Genomic DNA, 13,585 nt, shown 5'->3' with positions numbered 1-13,585 from the left:
CCCTGACGGTCAGTCAGGGGGCTTCGGCGGCGGGCCAGCCGGGCCCGCCCGGCCGCTGACGGAGCGGTCCCGGGGCGGGTGCAGTTCGTGCCGGTGGGCGATCCACCACAGCCCGCTCACCACGACCGCGAGGCCGATCAGCACCAGGGCCAGGACGGGCCAGCGGCTGTCGGCGAGCCGGATGTCGGCGACCAGCAGGACGCCCACCGCCGCGACCGGGACCAGCAGCGCCAGCAGGACCCGGCCGGCGGCGGCCGCCATCCCGGCGTCGGTCCGGCCCCGGCCGGTGCCGGGCCAGTCGGCAGGCTCCCCGCCGAAGTGGAAGGCCAGCGCACGGGCGGCCAGCCGGTCGGTGGCCCGGTTGTAGGAGAACGCCATGTAGGGGAGCCAGATCAGCGGGGCGACGGTGCCCATCAGGAGCACCAGGGCGAGCAGCGCCCACTCCCCCGCGGTCCGCCAGCGGGACGGCGGCGGAACGACGTCCTCGCTGGTCAGTCCGAGCAGCCGGGCCATCCGCCAGAGCAGCGTGCCGAACCCCCGCAGCCGGCCGGTCCGCCCGCTCCTGGGCGGCGGACCGGCCGCGAGGGCGCGGTCGGCGGCGGCGAGGTCCGGGTGGGCCCCCTGGAGGACGAGCAGCTCGGGGGCGCGCTCCCGGGCGGTGGGGTCCTTTCCGGTGAGGGCGGCGATCTCCAGCAGCATCTGCCCCTGGGCCAGCAGCGCGGTGCAGAAGGCGAACGGGGCCATCCAGAGGAAGGGGCCGGCGACGAACGCGCCCTCGTTCCGGCTGACCCGCCGCGCGTGGTCGACGACCCGCCGGGCCAGCTCGTGCTCCGGGGCCTGCGGATGGGCCTCCCGCAGTGCCGCCACCCGGCGGGCGGCGCGCGGCCCGCGGTGGCGCACGCCGAAGACGGCGAGCAGCTCCGGCATCCGGGCCGGGTGGTCGCGCATCGAGCGCATCAGCTCGGCCAGCGGGGCGCCGTCACCCGCCCCGTCCGGCCCGGGATCCACCCGGCCCCCGGGGTCCGGTTCTGTCGTCGGGGCCACGTCCGTCCCACCGCTCCGCCGCGCGCTCCGGCCGCGCCCGGGCCTGTCTCCACAGTAGGTCCCCGGCCCGGCCTCCCGCCTGTCAGGCGATCTCGAAGCCGTGCCGGACCTCGTCGAAGCGGCCGGCCGCGAGGTCCTCGTCGGTGATCCAGAAGGAGACGTTGACGCACTCGCCCCAGTCGGCGGCCAGCACGCCGCTGTCGATCTGCAGCAGCGGGCGGTGGCCCTCGGGGCGGCCGGTGTCGGTGTCGCACCAGCCGAGCAGCCGGACCGCGGGGCGGGGCAGGTGCTCGGCGAGGTCCTGGGCGAGGTCGAGGGCGACCAGGAAGTCGTCGGGGAACAGCCGCTCCAGCTCGCGGTCCTGGTAGGACGGCGCGGACAGCGCCCGGGCCGCCCGGACTGGGACGGCCGGGAGGGCGGGCATGCCCCGCCCGACGGCCGGCGCGGGGCGCGGCGGCGCTCCGGCGGGCACGTGCAGGACGCGGCAGCCGCGGCCGGTGAAGTCGGCGAGCCATTCGTCGTGGAAGAAGAGCAGCAGCCCGTCGGCGGGCAGCGGCCAGCCGCCGGTGTCCGGTCCGGTGGTCCCGTGGGCCTCGGCGAGCGCGGCGCAGTCCAGCTGGGCGAGCAGTTGCATCGGGCGGCCGGAGAACTCCGGCCAGTCCGTGCCCCCGGGCAGCGCGGGGAGCCCGCCGAGCCGTCCGGCGCTCCCGGCGGACCCGCCGTCCGTACCGGCCCCGCCCGGCACGGGGTCGAGGACCAGGGAGGAGCGGAACAGCCCCTGCACCAGCGGTGCCAGCTGCTCGCCGGCCCGGGCGCGGATCAGCTCCGCGACCTCGCCGGGTATCGGCGGCACGTCCTCACCGGGGGCGGTCGCACGAGTGTCGGTGGTCACGAGTTCGGCCATGCGCCAAGCCTGTCACGAGGGTCCGACAGCGCCGGGCCGGCGGCGGCCGCGGGGAACGCACCGGGACCGGCGAGGGCCCCGCCAGGTGCCGCTACGGGGGCGACCGGCACCTGACGGGGAGTCATCGGGGGGAGGGCGCGCCGGCCGTCAGGAGCAGACGACCTCGTTGCCGGGGACCTGGAAGATGCCGGAGTCGTTGGCCGTGCCGTTCGCGTACTCGTAGTAGAGGTAGGTGTAGAAGTCGATCCGCGCGCCGCTGCCGCAGACCGAGTCGGCGCCGATGGAGTAGGTCAGGGTGACCGTGGTGGTGGCGCCGGCCGCGACCGGCACGGAGTGGTGGACCAGCCCGTTGGTGGCCCCCGTGTCACAGCCGGTGACGTTGCCGCCGCAGGCGGAGAAGGCGTACTTCAGGCCGGTGTTCAGGGTGGTGGCGTAGGTCGGCTGGATGGACTCGTAGACGAACTGGGCGGCGGTGTCGTGCGGGTTGGTCAGGGTGAGCGTCAGGGTGACGTCGGAGCCCGGGGTGGCGGTCGCCCGGTCGACGGAGACGGCGAGCACCGGGGTGCCCGCGTGGGCGGGCGTGGCCGACAGCAGCAGGGCGACGAGGAGGGCGAGGACCGCGGGGAGGCCGGAGCGGCTCAGCAGTGATGTGCGCATGACCAAGGAGCGTAGGGGGCCGTCCCGGCGCCGGCGGCGGCCTCCGCACCGGTCCGTACCGGCGGATGACCGGCGAGCGGACGCCGGGGCCATTACCTTCCGGTTCCCCCGCCGCCGGGCGACCGGAGCCCTACCCTCCACGCCGCCCGTCCCCGCCTCCGCCCGCCGCCGGCACCTCCGGCCGCGCCGCCGCCCGTACGGGACGCCGGCCCGTACGACGGTCCGTCAGAGCGGCGGCGGCAGGATCGCGAGGAGCGCCTCCAGCGCCGCCGGGTAGGCGTGGTCGGGCGGGGTCGCGTAGCCGACCACCAGGCCGTCCACCGCCGGCATCGCCTCCGGCGCCAGCCGCGGGTGCCGGAAGTCCGCCAGGCCGTCCACGGCCAGCCCGCGGTAGGCGGCCGCCTTGAGCACCGAGCGCTCGGTGCCGGGCGCGAGGCGGAGCACCGCGTGCAGTCCGGCCGCGATCCCGGTGACCTCGACGTGCGGGGCCCGCCCGGCCAGGGCGCCGACCAGCCGGTCGCGACGGTCGCGGTAGCGGCGGCGCATCCGCCGCACGTGCCGGTCGTAGCCGCCCGAGTCGATGAACTCCGCCAGGGTCAGCTGGTCCAGCGCGCTCGCCCACCCCTCGCGCTCCCCCTTGACCGCGAGCACCCGGTCCACCAGGTGGTCGGGCAGCACCATCCAGCCGAGCCGCAGCGCCGGGCTGAGGCTCTTGCTCGCCGTCCCGAGGTAGACCACCCGCTCCGGGTCCAGGCCCTGCACCGCGCCGACCGGCTGCCGGTCGTAGCGGAACTCGCCGTCGTAGTCGTCCTCCAGCACCAGCCCGCCGCGGCCGCGCGCCCAGTCGACCACCGCCGCCCGGCGGCCCGCGTGCAGCGGCCCCCCGGTGGGGAACTGGTGGGCGGGGGTGAGCAGCACCGTGCGGACCTCCCGGTGCTGCGCCAGCACGCCGACCCGGGCGCCGTCCTCGTCGAGCGGCAGCGGTACGGCGGTGACCCCGGCGGAGGCCAGCAGGCCGCGGTGGTGGGCCAGCCCGTAGCCCTCGACGGCGAGCGGTCCGGTGCTCCTGGCGGGGAGCACCGCGCGCGGGCCGTCGAACAGCAGCCGCAGCGCGTGGGCGAAACCGGAGCAGATCACGATCCGCTCCGGGTCGGTGCGCACCCCGCGGGCCCGGGCGAGGTAGTCGGCGAGGGCCTGGCGCAACTCGCGCCGGCCCTGCGGGTCACCGGGCCCGAACGCCTCGCTGGGCGCGGCGGTGAGCGCCCGGCGCCCGGCGGCGAGCCAGGCGGCGCGCGGGAAGGCGGCCGCGTCGGGCCGGCCCTGGCGCAGGTCGTGGACGGGGCGCGGCGGCCGGGAGGAGCGCCGGGCGCGGTGGGCGGGGACGGGTTCGGCCCGTTCGGCGACGGCGGTGCCCGAGCCCTGGCGGGCGGTGAGCCAGCCCTCGGCGACCAGTTCGGCGTAGGCGTCGGCCGCGGTGTTGCGGGCGATCCCGAGGTCGGCGGCGAGGGCGCGGTAGGGCGGCAGCCGGGTGCCGGGGGCGAGCCGGCCGCTGCGGATCGCCTCGCGCAGGGCGGCCATCAGGGCGGAGCGGCGGCTGCCGGCGGCGGGCAGGTCGAGGTGCAGATCGGTGCCGGACGGGCCCGCGTCGCAGCGGGCGGCGGCGGTGGCGCTCCCGCCGCCCGGCCCGGCCGCCGGCCCGGCGGGGCGGGGGGTCGTCCGGGGTGTCCGGGGCGGATCGACCGAGCTGTCCGTCATGGTCACGCACCCTATCGCCGGGTCCGTGCGGGGCCCCGGGCCGGGTCCGCCGGCCCGGGGCCCGCGGTGCGTGCGCCGCCACCGGCCGCCCGCTCAGTCGATGCGGACCGATTCGACGATGAACGACCGCACCTCGTTGCGGGTGCGTTCGGCGAGCGCCGAGTCGGTGGAGTAGGCGCTGACGCTCAGCCAGGTGTTCCCGGACTGCGGGACGCAGACGACGGTCGCGATGACGTCGGCGGTGCCGCCGATCACCTGGTAGTCGCCGTCGGCCGCGCCGTCCCAGATCTGGAAGCCCTGGCGCAGGAGCGCGCTCCGGGCCAGGCCGAGGCAGTCGGAGAGGGTGTCGTCCTTGGTGAAGGTGCCCCAGTGTGCGTACATGCGGGTCTCCCGTTCGTGCGGTGGTGGCGGCGGCCGGGACCGGGGTGACGCGGTCCCGGCCGTCCGCCGTGCATCGAGGGTCGGGGGGCGGCGGTCCCGGCCGCACGGGGCCGGGGTCCTGTTCGTGGCCCGGATCCCGGCCGGGACGGCGGGGCGGGTGGGCGCGGGCGGGTGGAGGCGGACGGCCGGAGGCGGACGGGGGCGATTGCGCCAGGCGGGTGCGCCGCGCGGGTGGCGGCGTTCCTGCATCGGTGTGCGGATCCGACTGCGATCGGGTGGTCCTGTGGTCGGATCGTGTCGTCCTCAGCGTGTCGGCTGGCTATTCCTTCGACATGACCAACACCAGGAAGTACCTGCTCGCCGCCGGTCTCAGCGCCGCGCTGGCCGTCCTGTCCGCCGGCCCCGCCTTCGCGGGCGACTGCGACGAGCCCGAGCACCACGCTCCCGGGCACCACGCCCCCGCGCACCAGTCCCCCACGTCCCTCCAGGGCGGTGGCACCACCTGTATCAACGAGGGCGGCGCCTACGCGAGCGGCGTGGTGGCCAACTCGCCGGGCGTGCTGTCCGGCAACCAGATCCAGATCCCGATCAGCATCCCGATCAACGTCTGCGGCAACGGTCTCTCGATCCTCTGACCGACGCCCGCGCGCCGGCGCCGTGCGCCGGCGCCCCCTCCGCACCGCACGAGGGCTGCGGTCCCGGGAACCCCCGGGGCCGCAGCCCTCTCCTCGTACCGCCGCCCCCGCCCGGCCGCTACGGGACCACCGTGACCGGCCAGCGGCCCGCCTTGACCAGTCGCACCGCGACCGAGCCGATCACCCGGTGTCCGGCCTGCTCGGAGGCGCCGACCACCACGCCGTCGGCCCGCAGCTCGTCCGCCAGCCGCGCCAGCCCCGTGTACGGGTCGCCGCGCACGGTCAGGAACCGCCAGTCCACCCGCCACACGTCGCGCAGCCGGTCCTCGGCCTCGCGGAGGGCGATGAGCAGTTCCTCGGCGATCTCCCGGGTGGTCTCCTCGACGGCCGCGCCGGCCAGGGCGGTGGCCGCGCCCAGCACCGGCTGGATGTAGGCGATCGCCAGGGTGGCGCCCTGCCGCCGGGCCAGCCCGGCCGCGAAGGCCGTGGCGCGCCAGGAGGAGTCCGAGCCGTCCAGGCCCGCGAGGATCATCCTGGGGCCGTCGGTGCCCAGCTCGAACCCGGCCGGGGCGACCGCCGCACCCGGCTCCGCGGCGTCGAAGGCCGCCTCGTCCCGCTCCGCATCGCTCTCGTTGCTCATGCGCCGAGGCTATGCCGGACACGGTGGGTGACGGCAGGGGGCACGACGGGTGAGGCCTGTGGCCCGGGCCACCCGGACCGCGGACGACGGTCCGCCGGAGGGCCGGAATCGTGCACGACGCGGCGAGCGACCGTCACCCCCCGTCGACCGTGTGCGCGGCCTCACAGGGCCCCGGACGTGGCCCAGGCCACTTTCCCGGGAGGTTTGATCTTGAAAATCGGGACATTTACCTTCAAATCCACCCATTTTCTTGATCCTTACGCCCGGTAACCCCGCTCTGACGTGGCTAAACCTGCGATTCCTTGAAACCGCCCCCCAGCCCCCGTAACTTCGAATGCGTTGCACCGAGCAAGCCGCTCACCAGGGCCTCACCGCCCAGGAGCGAGCACGGTGCCGAACCACGCGAGCGACGTGTCCCCGAAACCGACGGCCTTCCGAGGGCCTGGTTCCGCGCGCTCGCACACCCTCTCCGAAAGGAAACCCATGACCTTCCGTAACGAGACCACCGCTGCCACCACCACCGCCACCAAGCGTCGCAACCGCGTCCGGATGGCGCTGATGGCCGGGGCGCTCACCGCCCTGCCGGTGGCCGGCCTCGTCGCGGCCAACGGTGCCTCCGCCGCCCCGGTCTCCGTGTGGGACAAGGTCGCGGCGTGCGAGGCCACCGGCAACTGGGCCATCAACTCGGGCAACGGCTTCTACGGCGGCCTGCAGTTCACCTCCAGCACCTGGGCCGCCTTCGGTGGCACCGCCTACGCGCCGCAGGCCCACCAGGCCACCAAGGCGCAGCAGATCGCCATCGGCGAGAAGGTCCTCGCCGCGCAGGGCCCCGGCGCCTGGCCGGTCTGCTCCGTCAAGGCCGGTCTGACCAAGTAAGACCGCTCCGCCCCTTTCCCGGGGGCAGCACGACGACGCCGCTGCACCCGGCCGGGCCCCGAAGGGCCGGTCGGAGTCCAGCGGCGTCGTGCGTGGTGCGGGCGCGTTGTGCGCGGGCACCGGGCGCGGACGTCGCGTTCGGTGCGGACGTCGCGCCCGCTCAGCCGAGGGGCCCGGGGCGGGCGGGGAGCGGCAGCGGGATCGCCGGCAGGCCGTCGAGGCTGGTGGCCACGCGCTCCTTGCCCTCGCAGTACCTGCTGAACTCCTCCTCCGTCTTCCGCCCGAAGTACTCCGCGTGCAGGCCCCGGTCCTCGCGGTAGTCCATCAGCGGGACCGCGAATCCGCAGGAGTCGCTGACCCGCTCCGCCTCCACCAGGACGATCGCCCGCAGCGAGGGCCCGTCCACGGCCGGGTCGAAGCGGGCGAGCAGCGCGGGGAAGCGCGGGTCGTCCCGAAACACCGCCGCCCCCTGCCCGTGCACCCGCAGGATCTTCGGCGGCCCCTCGAAGGCGCACCACATCAGGGTGATCCGCCCGTTCTCCCGCACGTGGGCCACCGTCTCCGCCCCCGAGCCGCCGAAGTCCAGGTAGGCGAGGGTCCGTTCGCCGAGGACGGCGAGCGTCCCGGAACGGCCCTTGGGCGAGACGTTGACGTGCCCGTCGGCGGCGAGCGGTGCGGTCGCGACGAAGAAGACGGGCTGGGCCTCGATGAACGCGCGCAGGCGGTCGTCGATCTTCTCGTAGGTCTTTCCCATGGGGTGATTGTGCCTTCGGGCGACCCGGCCGGAAATCGGTTTCCAGCATCCGGGACGGCCACCGCGCCTCGGCGGCCGGCCGCGTGCGACCGGCCAGTATCCTTGACGGACTCGCGGACCGCCCGGTCCTCGGGGGCGGACCAGTGTGAGGGAGTGGGGGCCTTGGCCGACAGCGGGCTGCTGGCCCATCAGCGGCAGGCGATGATCGCCGAGATGGTGCGCCGCAGCGGAGCCGTGCGCGTGGCCGAACTGGTCGAGCAGCTGGGCGTCTCCGACATGACGGTGCGCCGCGACCTCGATGCCCTGGAGCGCTCGGGCGTGGTGAAGAAGGTGCACGGCGGCGCCGTCTCCGCCTCGGGCACGGCCGTCGACGAACCGGGGTTCGAGGCGAAGTCGGCGCTGGAGTCGGCCGCCAAGGCCGCCGTGGCGGAGGCCGCGGCCACCCTGGTCGAGCCCGGCAGCGTGGTCGCCGTCGCCGCGGGCACCACGGCGTACGCGGTCGCCGCCCGGCTGCTGCACGTCCCGCGCCTGACCGTCGTCACCAACTCGCTGCCGGTCGCGGAGCTGGTCCGTTCGACGGGCGAGCAGACGGCCGCGGGCGCACCCACGCTGCTGCTGACCGGTGGCTCGCCCACCCCGTCGGCGGCGCTGGTCGGCCCGCTGGCCGACCAGGCGATCCGCTCGCTCCACGTCGACCTGCTGGTCCTCGGGGCGCACGGGGTCGGCGAGAGGGCCGGTCTGACCACGCCCAACCTCGCGGAGGCGCAGACCAACCGGGCGCTGATCGCCGCCGCGCGCCGGGTCGCCGTGGTGGCCGACCACACCAAGTGGGGCGTGGTCGCGCTCAGCGGGTTCGCCGCGCTCGACGAGATCGACGTCTTCGTCACCGACGCGGGTCTCGACGCCCAGGCCCGCACCACCCTGGCCGAGACCGTCGGGGAGCTGGTCGTGGCACCGGTCCCGGAGGACTGAGACCGGGCGGGCACGACCCTTGTCCGGGCGGGGATTTCGCGACGAACACCGCTCCCCGAGGGGCGGGGTTCTGCCACACTGTCGGCTGTCCGGCGGGGGCGCCGGCCGTGGGGGGTGCCATGAGTTCCGAATCGTCCGCGACGTCCGAGCATGGCGGGGCGGTGCCCGGGAGCATCGACATCGTGCTCTCGGATCCCTCCCAGCTCTCCGCACTGGAGAGGTGGCTGACCCACGGCCCGACGGGGGTCGAGGTCGCGCGGCGGCCCGGCGTCCCCGGGCCCGGCGAGCAGGGCGTCCTGGACGTGCTGACGGTCCTGGGCGGCGCCTCGGGCATCGTCGCGGCGATCCGGGTGCTCCCCGACTTCATCCGCTCGCGCCGCTCCGGCCTCCGGGTGGAGATCGTCCGCGACGGGCGCACCATCACCCTGCACGCGGAGAACGTCGACGAGGTCATGCCGCTCCTGGAGCGCCTGCTCGGTGAGTGAACGTCCGACCGGCGAGCCCGTCGCAGGGCCGGTCGGCGGGCCGGCCGCACGCCCGGTCCGCGACCACTCGCGCTCGATGGCCGTCCTCGTCGGCACCGCCGGCTACCAGCACCTGCGTCCGGTCCCGGCCGCCGCGCACAGCCTCGACCGGATGCGCCGGCTGCTCACCGGCGAGCTGTGCGGCTGGCCGGAGGACCGGGTGGCGGTGCTGGCGGACGTGCCCTCGGGGGTCAACCTGCCCGACCGGCTGGTCGAGCTGTTCCAGGGGGCCGACGACACGGCCCTGTTCTACTACGTCGGACACGGCCAGGCGGACGACCGGGACGAACTGTGCCTGGCGCTGCCCGGCACCCGGGACGACGCGGACCGGCGGGCCACCACCAGCCTCCCGTACTCCGCCGTCCGCCACGCGCTCCGGGCGAGCCGCGCCACCACCACGATCGTGCTCCTGGACTGCTGCCACGCCGGACTCGCCGTCTCCCCCGACGGACGGCTGTCCCCCGGCGACCACCTCATCGGCCTCGCCCGCACGCCGGGCGGCGCGCTGATCGGCGCCGCCGGGCCCTACGAGAGCGCGCGGTTCGAGGAGCGGTCCGCGGACGGGCGCCCGCACACCGTGTTCACCCGCTGCCTGGCCGAGATCGTCGAGGAGGGGGTCGCGGGCGGGCCCGAGGTGCTGACCGTGGACCTGCTCCTGCGGCTGCTGCGGGAGCGGCTGCTGCGCGCCGGGAAGCCCTCGCCGACCGGCATCATGAGCGGCTCCGCGGGCGAGTTCGTCTTCGCCCGCAACGCCGCCGCGACGGCGCCGCCCGCCCCGCCCACGACGCCCGCCGCCCCGGTGCCGCGGCGACGGCTCCGCACCCGGCTGCGGCGGCTCGCGGCCCTGGTGGCGGCGACGCTCGTCGCCACCACGGTCTACCTGCGGCTCCCGGACGACCCGGGGGGCCGCACGGACACCGTGCTGGTCGCCACGCTGTCCGGCTCGCGCACCTCGATCACCGCCGCCGACGTGGACCTCTCCGCCGAGGGCACCCTGGACTGGGCGCAGTGGGGCTACCTGCCGTCCGACGACACCGCCGCCGAACGCTTCCCGCAGAACCCCGTCGCCCGGTGCACCGACAACCCGTACTGCGTCGTGCGCCGCACCGACACCTTCCTGATCGGGAACTTCGCCACCCTCGGCACCGATCCCGCCGTCCGGATCCACGACGCCGGGCAGCCCGTCTCCTTCGCCTGGCACGACGGAACCCCGTACGCCGCCGCCCGCGGCGCCCGGTCCGCCGTCTACCAGGGCGGGCCCGGCGCGGGCTTCCAGCTGCTGGTGCCCGGCGGCACGGGCATCCGGACGCTGCGCCTGTACGCCGGGTACCACCAGGCCGCCCTGCGCTGCACCGTCACCTTCCGGGGCAGTGACCTCGTCTCCTTCACCGACTACGCCGACATCGAGCCGGACCGGCTCAACGCGAACTACTACCTCGTCTACACCCTCGGCTACCGCCCGGGCGACGTGGCCCAGCTCCTCGACGTCCGGCTCACCATGGCCCACGAGTACGGCGGCGGCAACGTCGCCCTGCTCGCCGCCACGCTCTCCTGACGGGCGGGCCGCGGACGGGCGAGCGGGCGGGCGGAGGGTCCACCCACCCGGTCCCGTCTACCGGCCCGGCCCGGCCCCGTTCACCGGCCCGGCCCGGTCCCGTCTACCGGCCCGGCCCGGTCCCGTCTACCGGCCCGGCCCGGGTCCGTTCACCGGCCCGGTCCGCACGGCACGCCTCAGCCCGGCAGGCCGATCGCGCGGTCGCCGGAGCGGGACTGCTGGACGACCACCGCGACCACCAGGAGCGAGCCCTGGGCGACGTTCTGCCAGAAGGCGTTGACCCCCTGGACGGTGAGCCCGTTCTCCAGGGCGCCGAGCAGCGCGACGGCCAGCAGGGTGCCGCCGATGCCGCCCCGGCCGCCCTTGAGGGCGCAGCCGCCGAGGGCGGCGGCAGTGATCGCCTTGAGCTCCAGGCCCTCGCTGCCGGAGACCGGCTGGCCGGAGCCGGTGCGGGCGGTGAGCAGGATGCCGGCGACCGCGGCGACCGCGCCGATGAGGGCGTAGACGGCGACCAGGTACTTGTTGATCGCGATGCCGGCCAGCCGGGCGGCGGTGTCGTTGCCGCCGATCGCGTAGAGGTTGCGGCCGAGGTCGGTGGAGGTGAGCAGGACGTGCACGGCGAGCGCGACGAGGATCAGGATCCAGACCATCACCGGCAGTCCGGCGATCCGGCCGCGCCCGAGGAAGACGAACACCGGGTCGCCGAGGACGTAGCCCTGCGCCCGTCCGTCCGAGAGGAGTTGGGCGATGCCCTTGTAGGCGGCGAGGCCGGCCAGGGTCGCGATGGTCGCGTTGACCCGGCCCCGGACGATGACGAGGCCGTTGACGGTACCGACGAGGACGCCGACGGCGACCGCGGCGGCCGTCCCGAGGAGGGCGTTCGACCCGGCCGAGGTGAACGCCATGGCGCTGACCACGGAGGCCAGACCGGCCTGCGACCCGACCGAGATGTCCAGGCCGCCGCAGATGATCACCACCGTCTGGACGACGGCGAGCAGGCCGGTGATGGTGGCGGCCTCGGCGATCACCCGGATGTTCGTCCAGCCGAGGTAGTGGTCGTCGAGCAGGCCGAAGACGGTGAGGACGAGCGCGAGGGCACCGAGCAGGCTGAGGTTCTGGCCGCCGATGCCGGTGAGCAGGGCGAGCGGGCGGCCGCCCCCGCGCGGCGTGCGGCCGGTGCCGCCCCCGCCGGCGGCCCCGCCGGGACCGGGCCGGCCGACGGCGGGCGGGGTGGTGGCGCTGCTCATGAGGGTGCTCCCGGGGTGGTCGGGCGGGCGGTGGCACCGGCCGCGGTGATGTCGTCGGCCATGGCGAGCTGCAGGACGGCCTCCTCGGTGGCGTCGGCGCGGTCGAGTTCGCCGGTGACCCGTCCGTTCTGCAGGACGACGATCCGGTCGGCCAGGCTCAGCAGCTCGGGCAGCTCGGAGGAGATGACCAGCAGGGCGACCCCCTCCTCGGCCAGGTCGGAGATGATCCGGTGGATCTCGGCCTTGGCGCCGACGTCGATGCCGCGGGTCGGTTCGTCGAGGATCAGCAGCTTGGGCCGGCGGGCCAGCCAGCGGGCGAGCACCACCTTCTGCTGGTTGCCGCCGGAGAGCTTGCCGACCTCGTGCTCGATCGACGGGGCGCGGACCCGCAGCCGCCCGGTGTGGGCGCGGACCAGGTCGCGTTCGGCCGCGCGCCGCACGAAGCGCCCGCGGCGCAGCCGCTCCAGGACGGCGATGGAGGTGTTGTCGCGGATCGAGCGTTCCAGGAAGAGGGCCTGGGTGCGGCGCTCCTCGGGGGCGAGGCCGAGGCCGGCCCGGATCACCCGGCCGGGGCTGCCGGCGGGCAGCGGCTGCCCGTCGAGGGTGACGGTGCCGGAGCGCACCGGCAGGTCCCCGGCGAGCGCGAGGGCGAGCTCCGAGCGCCCGGCGCCGATCAGTCCGGCCAGACCGACCACCTCCCCCGCCCGGACGGTGAGGTCGACGTCGCGGACGTGGTCGGTGGTGAGGCCCCGGGCCCGCAGCACGACGCGGTCGGTGGCGGCCTCCGCGCGCAGCGCCAGGGCGGAGAGGTCGCGGCCGACCATCTGCCGCACGAGCTCGCCCTCGGTGGTGTCGCGCGCGTCCTGGACCCCGGCCAGTTCGCCGTCGCGCAGGACGGCGATCCGGTCGGCGAGCCGGAGGATCTCCCGCATCCGGTGCGAGACGTAGACGACCGCGATGCCCTGGGCGCGCAGCCGGCCGATGAGTGCGAAGAGGGTGTCGGCCTCGTGCTCGGACAGCGAGGAGGTGGGCTCGTCGAAGGCGATCAGCTTGGCCTCGCCGGTCAGCGCCCGCATGATCTCGACGAGTTGGCGCTGGGCGGCGGTGAGCCGGGAGCCGGGGAGGTCGGGGTCGAGCAGGCCGGTGAAGCCGAGCCGGTCCAGGTCCGCGGTGATCCGGGCGCGCAGGGCGGCGCGGTCCAGCCGGCGGCCCCGGCGGGTGGGGAGGGCGCCGGCGTAGACGTTCTCGGCGACCGGGACGTGCGGGACGATCTCGGGTTCCTGCGGGACGAGACGGATGCCGAGGGCGCGGGCCTGTGCCGGGGAGCGTAGGTCGACGGGGCGGCCGTCGAGCAGGACGCGGCCCTCGGTGGGCCGGTGGTCACCGGTGAGGACCTTCAGCAGGGTGGACTTGCCGGCGCCGTTCTCGCCCATCAGCGCGGTGACCGTGCCGCGGGGGAAGTCGAGGGTGACGCCGCTCAGGGCCCGGACGGCGCCGAAGGACTTGGTGACGGCCAGGACGCCGGTGCCGGCCGGCGGTTCGGGGGCGGGCGGCCTCTCGGTGGCCGGGTCCCGGGGGGCCGGGCCCTCGGCGACAGGTCCCCCGGCGGCCGGCCCCTCGGCGGCCGGTCCCTGGGCGGCC

Annotated in this window: 14 protein-coding genes; 5 read left to right on the top strand and 9 right to left on the bottom strand. The window is 76.0% G+C overall.

The genetic code is table 11. From position 1 onward, the window contains the following. Positions 1 to 9: 9 nt before the first annotated feature. The 5 genes from ACF1AK_RS10285 to ACF1AK_RS10265 all read right to left on the bottom strand — a co-directional run bounded on the left by ACF1AK_RS10285 (position 10) and on the right by ACF1AK_RS10265 (position 4,741). A complete protein-coding gene (locus tag ACF1AK_RS10285; RefSeq protein ID WP_391498316.1) occupies positions 10 to 1,044 on the bottom strand; it encodes a hypothetical protein in 1,035 nt (344 codons plus the stop codon). 82 nt (positions 1,045 to 1,126) lie between these two features. Continuing rightward, positions 1,127 to 1,948, bottom strand: coding sequence for a DUF1963 domain-containing protein (locus ACF1AK_RS10280; protein ID WP_391498315.1), 822 nt, complete (start codon positions 1,946 to 1,948; stop codon positions 1,127 to 1,129). A 147-nt stretch (positions 1,949 to 2,095) separates the two neighbouring features. After that, complete coding sequence (locus tag ACF1AK_RS10275) at positions 2,096 to 2,605, bottom strand: hypothetical protein (RefSeq protein WP_391498314.1); 510 nt, start codon at positions 2,603 to 2,605, stop codon at positions 2,096 to 2,098. Positions 2,606 to 2,830: 225 nt separating this feature from the next. After that, positions 2,831 to 4,360, bottom strand: coding sequence for a PLP-dependent aminotransferase family protein (locus ACF1AK_RS10270; RefSeq protein WP_391498313.1), 1,530 nt, complete (start codon positions 4,358 to 4,360; stop codon positions 2,831 to 2,833). Positions 4,361 to 4,453: 93 nt separating this feature from the next. Beyond that, entirely contained in the window at positions 4,454 to 4,741 is a 288-nt protein-coding gene (locus tag ACF1AK_RS10265) for a hypothetical protein (protein ID WP_391498312.1), read from the bottom strand. Positions 4,742 to 5,073: 332 nt separating this feature from the next. On the opposite strand from ACF1AK_RS10265, the gene ACF1AK_RS10260 reads away from it, so the two are divergent. Continuing rightward, positions 5,074 to 5,376: a chaplin family protein gene (locus tag ACF1AK_RS10260; protein ID WP_391498311.1), complete on the top strand. Its 303-nt coding sequence runs from the start codon at positions 5,074 to 5,076 to the stop codon at positions 5,374 to 5,376. A gap of 118 nt (positions 5,377 to 5,494) precedes the next feature. Here the strand turns inward: ACF1AK_RS10260 and ACF1AK_RS10255 are convergent, their stop codons facing one another. Further along, positions 5,495 to 5,908, bottom strand: coding sequence for a universal stress protein (locus ACF1AK_RS10255; protein ID WP_391498619.1), 414 nt, complete (start codon positions 5,906 to 5,908; stop codon positions 5,495 to 5,497). A 591-nt stretch (positions 5,909 to 6,499) separates the two neighbouring features. On the opposite strand from ACF1AK_RS10255, the gene ACF1AK_RS10250 reads away from it, so the two are divergent. Next, entirely contained in the window at positions 6,500 to 6,892 is a 393-nt protein-coding gene (locus ACF1AK_RS10250) for a transglycosylase family protein (protein WP_391498310.1), read from the top strand. 160 nt (positions 6,893 to 7,052) lie between these two features. Here ACF1AK_RS10250 and ACF1AK_RS10245 read toward each other — a convergent pair whose 3' ends face one another. Beyond that, on the bottom strand, positions 7,053 to 7,646 hold the full coding sequence (locus ACF1AK_RS10245) for a pyridoxamine 5'-phosphate oxidase family protein (RefSeq protein WP_391498309.1): 594 nt from the start codon (positions 7,644 to 7,646) through the stop codon (positions 7,053 to 7,055). A 201-nt stretch (positions 7,647 to 7,847) separates the two neighbouring features. Here ACF1AK_RS10245 and ACF1AK_RS10240 point away from each other — a divergent pair, with 201 nt between their 5' ends. From ACF1AK_RS10240 to ACF1AK_RS10230, 3 genes are all read left to right on the top strand, one after another. Further along, a complete protein-coding gene (locus ACF1AK_RS10240) occupies positions 7,848 to 8,618 on the top strand; it encodes a DeoR/GlpR family DNA-binding transcription regulator (protein WP_391498618.1) in 771 nt (256 codons plus the stop codon). A gap of 119 nt (positions 8,619 to 8,737) precedes the next feature. Then, a complete protein-coding gene (locus ACF1AK_RS10235; RefSeq protein ID WP_391498308.1) occupies positions 8,738 to 9,103 on the top strand; it encodes a hypothetical protein in 366 nt (121 codons plus the stop codon). Continuing rightward, positions 9,096 to 10,697 (top strand): caspase domain-containing protein, encoded by a 1,602-nt coding sequence (locus tag ACF1AK_RS10230; RefSeq protein WP_391498307.1) that lies wholly within the window; start codon positions 9,096 to 9,098, stop codon positions 10,695 to 10,697. Before ACF1AK_RS10235 ends, ACF1AK_RS10230 begins: the two co-directional genes overlap by 8 nt. 176 nt (positions 10,698 to 10,873) lie before the next feature. On the opposite strand, the gene ACF1AK_RS10225 is transcribed toward ACF1AK_RS10230, so the two are convergent. Together ACF1AK_RS10225 and ACF1AK_RS10220 are read right to left on the bottom strand one after the other, a co-directional pair. Beyond that, positions 10,874 to 11,944 (bottom strand): ABC transporter permease, encoded by a 1,071-nt coding sequence (locus ACF1AK_RS10225; RefSeq protein WP_391498306.1) that lies wholly within the window; start codon positions 11,942 to 11,944, stop codon positions 10,874 to 10,876. Further along, positions 11,941 to 13,461, bottom strand: coding sequence for a sugar ABC transporter ATP-binding protein (locus ACF1AK_RS10220; RefSeq protein WP_391498616.1), 1,521 nt, complete (start codon positions 13,459 to 13,461; stop codon positions 11,941 to 11,943). Before ACF1AK_RS10220 ends, ACF1AK_RS10225 begins: the two co-directional genes overlap by 4 nt. Between the last annotated feature and the right edge of the window lie 124 nt (positions 13,462 to 13,585).

This window comes from Kitasatospora sp. NPDC015120 (genome assembly GCF_043080305.1).
In the GTDB taxonomy this organism is placed as follows: domain Bacteria; phylum Actinomycetota; class Actinomycetes; order Streptomycetales; family Streptomycetaceae; genus Kitasatospora.
Note: the sequence above shows the minus strand (reverse complement) of the source record. Positions and strands in the feature narration are given on the sequence as shown.

Coding starts and splice junctions, on each gene's coding strand:
- ACF1AK_RS10280 (WP_391498315.1), bottom strand. CDS start 1,948: ATGGCCGAACTCGTGACCACCGACACTCGTGCGACCGCCCCCGGTGAG.
- ACF1AK_RS10275 (WP_391498314.1), bottom strand. CDS start 2,605: ATGCGCACATCACTGCTGAGCCGCTCCGGCCTCCCCGCGGTCCTCGCC.
- ACF1AK_RS10270 (WP_391498313.1), bottom strand. CDS start 4,360: ATGACGGACAGCTCGGTCGATCCGCCCCGGACACCCCGGACGACCCCC.
- ACF1AK_RS10265 (WP_391498312.1), bottom strand. CDS start 4,741: ATGTACGCACACTGGGGCACCTTCACCAAGGACGACACCCTCTCCGAC.
- ACF1AK_RS10260 (WP_391498311.1), top strand. CDS start 5,074: ATGACCAACACCAGGAAGTACCTGCTCGCCGCCGGTCTCAGCGCCGCG.
- ACF1AK_RS10255 (WP_391498619.1), bottom strand. CDS start 5,908: ATGATCCTCGCGGGCCTGGACGGCTCGGACTCCTCCTGGCGCGCCACG.
- ACF1AK_RS10250 (WP_391498310.1), top strand. CDS start 6,500: ATGACCTTCCGTAACGAGACCACCGCTGCCACCACCACCGCCACCAAG.
- ACF1AK_RS10245 (WP_391498309.1), bottom strand. CDS start 7,646: ATGGGAAAGACCTACGAGAAGATCGACGACCGCCTGCGCGCGTTCATC.
- ACF1AK_RS10240 (WP_391498618.1), top strand. CDS start 7,848: ATGATCGCCGAGATGGTGCGCCGCAGCGGAGCCGTGCGCGTGGCCGAA.
- ACF1AK_RS10235 (WP_391498308.1), top strand. CDS start 8,738: ATGAGTTCCGAATCGTCCGCGACGTCCGAGCATGGCGGGGCGGTGCCC.
- ACF1AK_RS10225 (WP_391498306.1), bottom strand. CDS start 11,944: ATGAGCAGCGCCACCACCCCGCCCGCCGTCGGCCGGCCCGGTCCCGGC.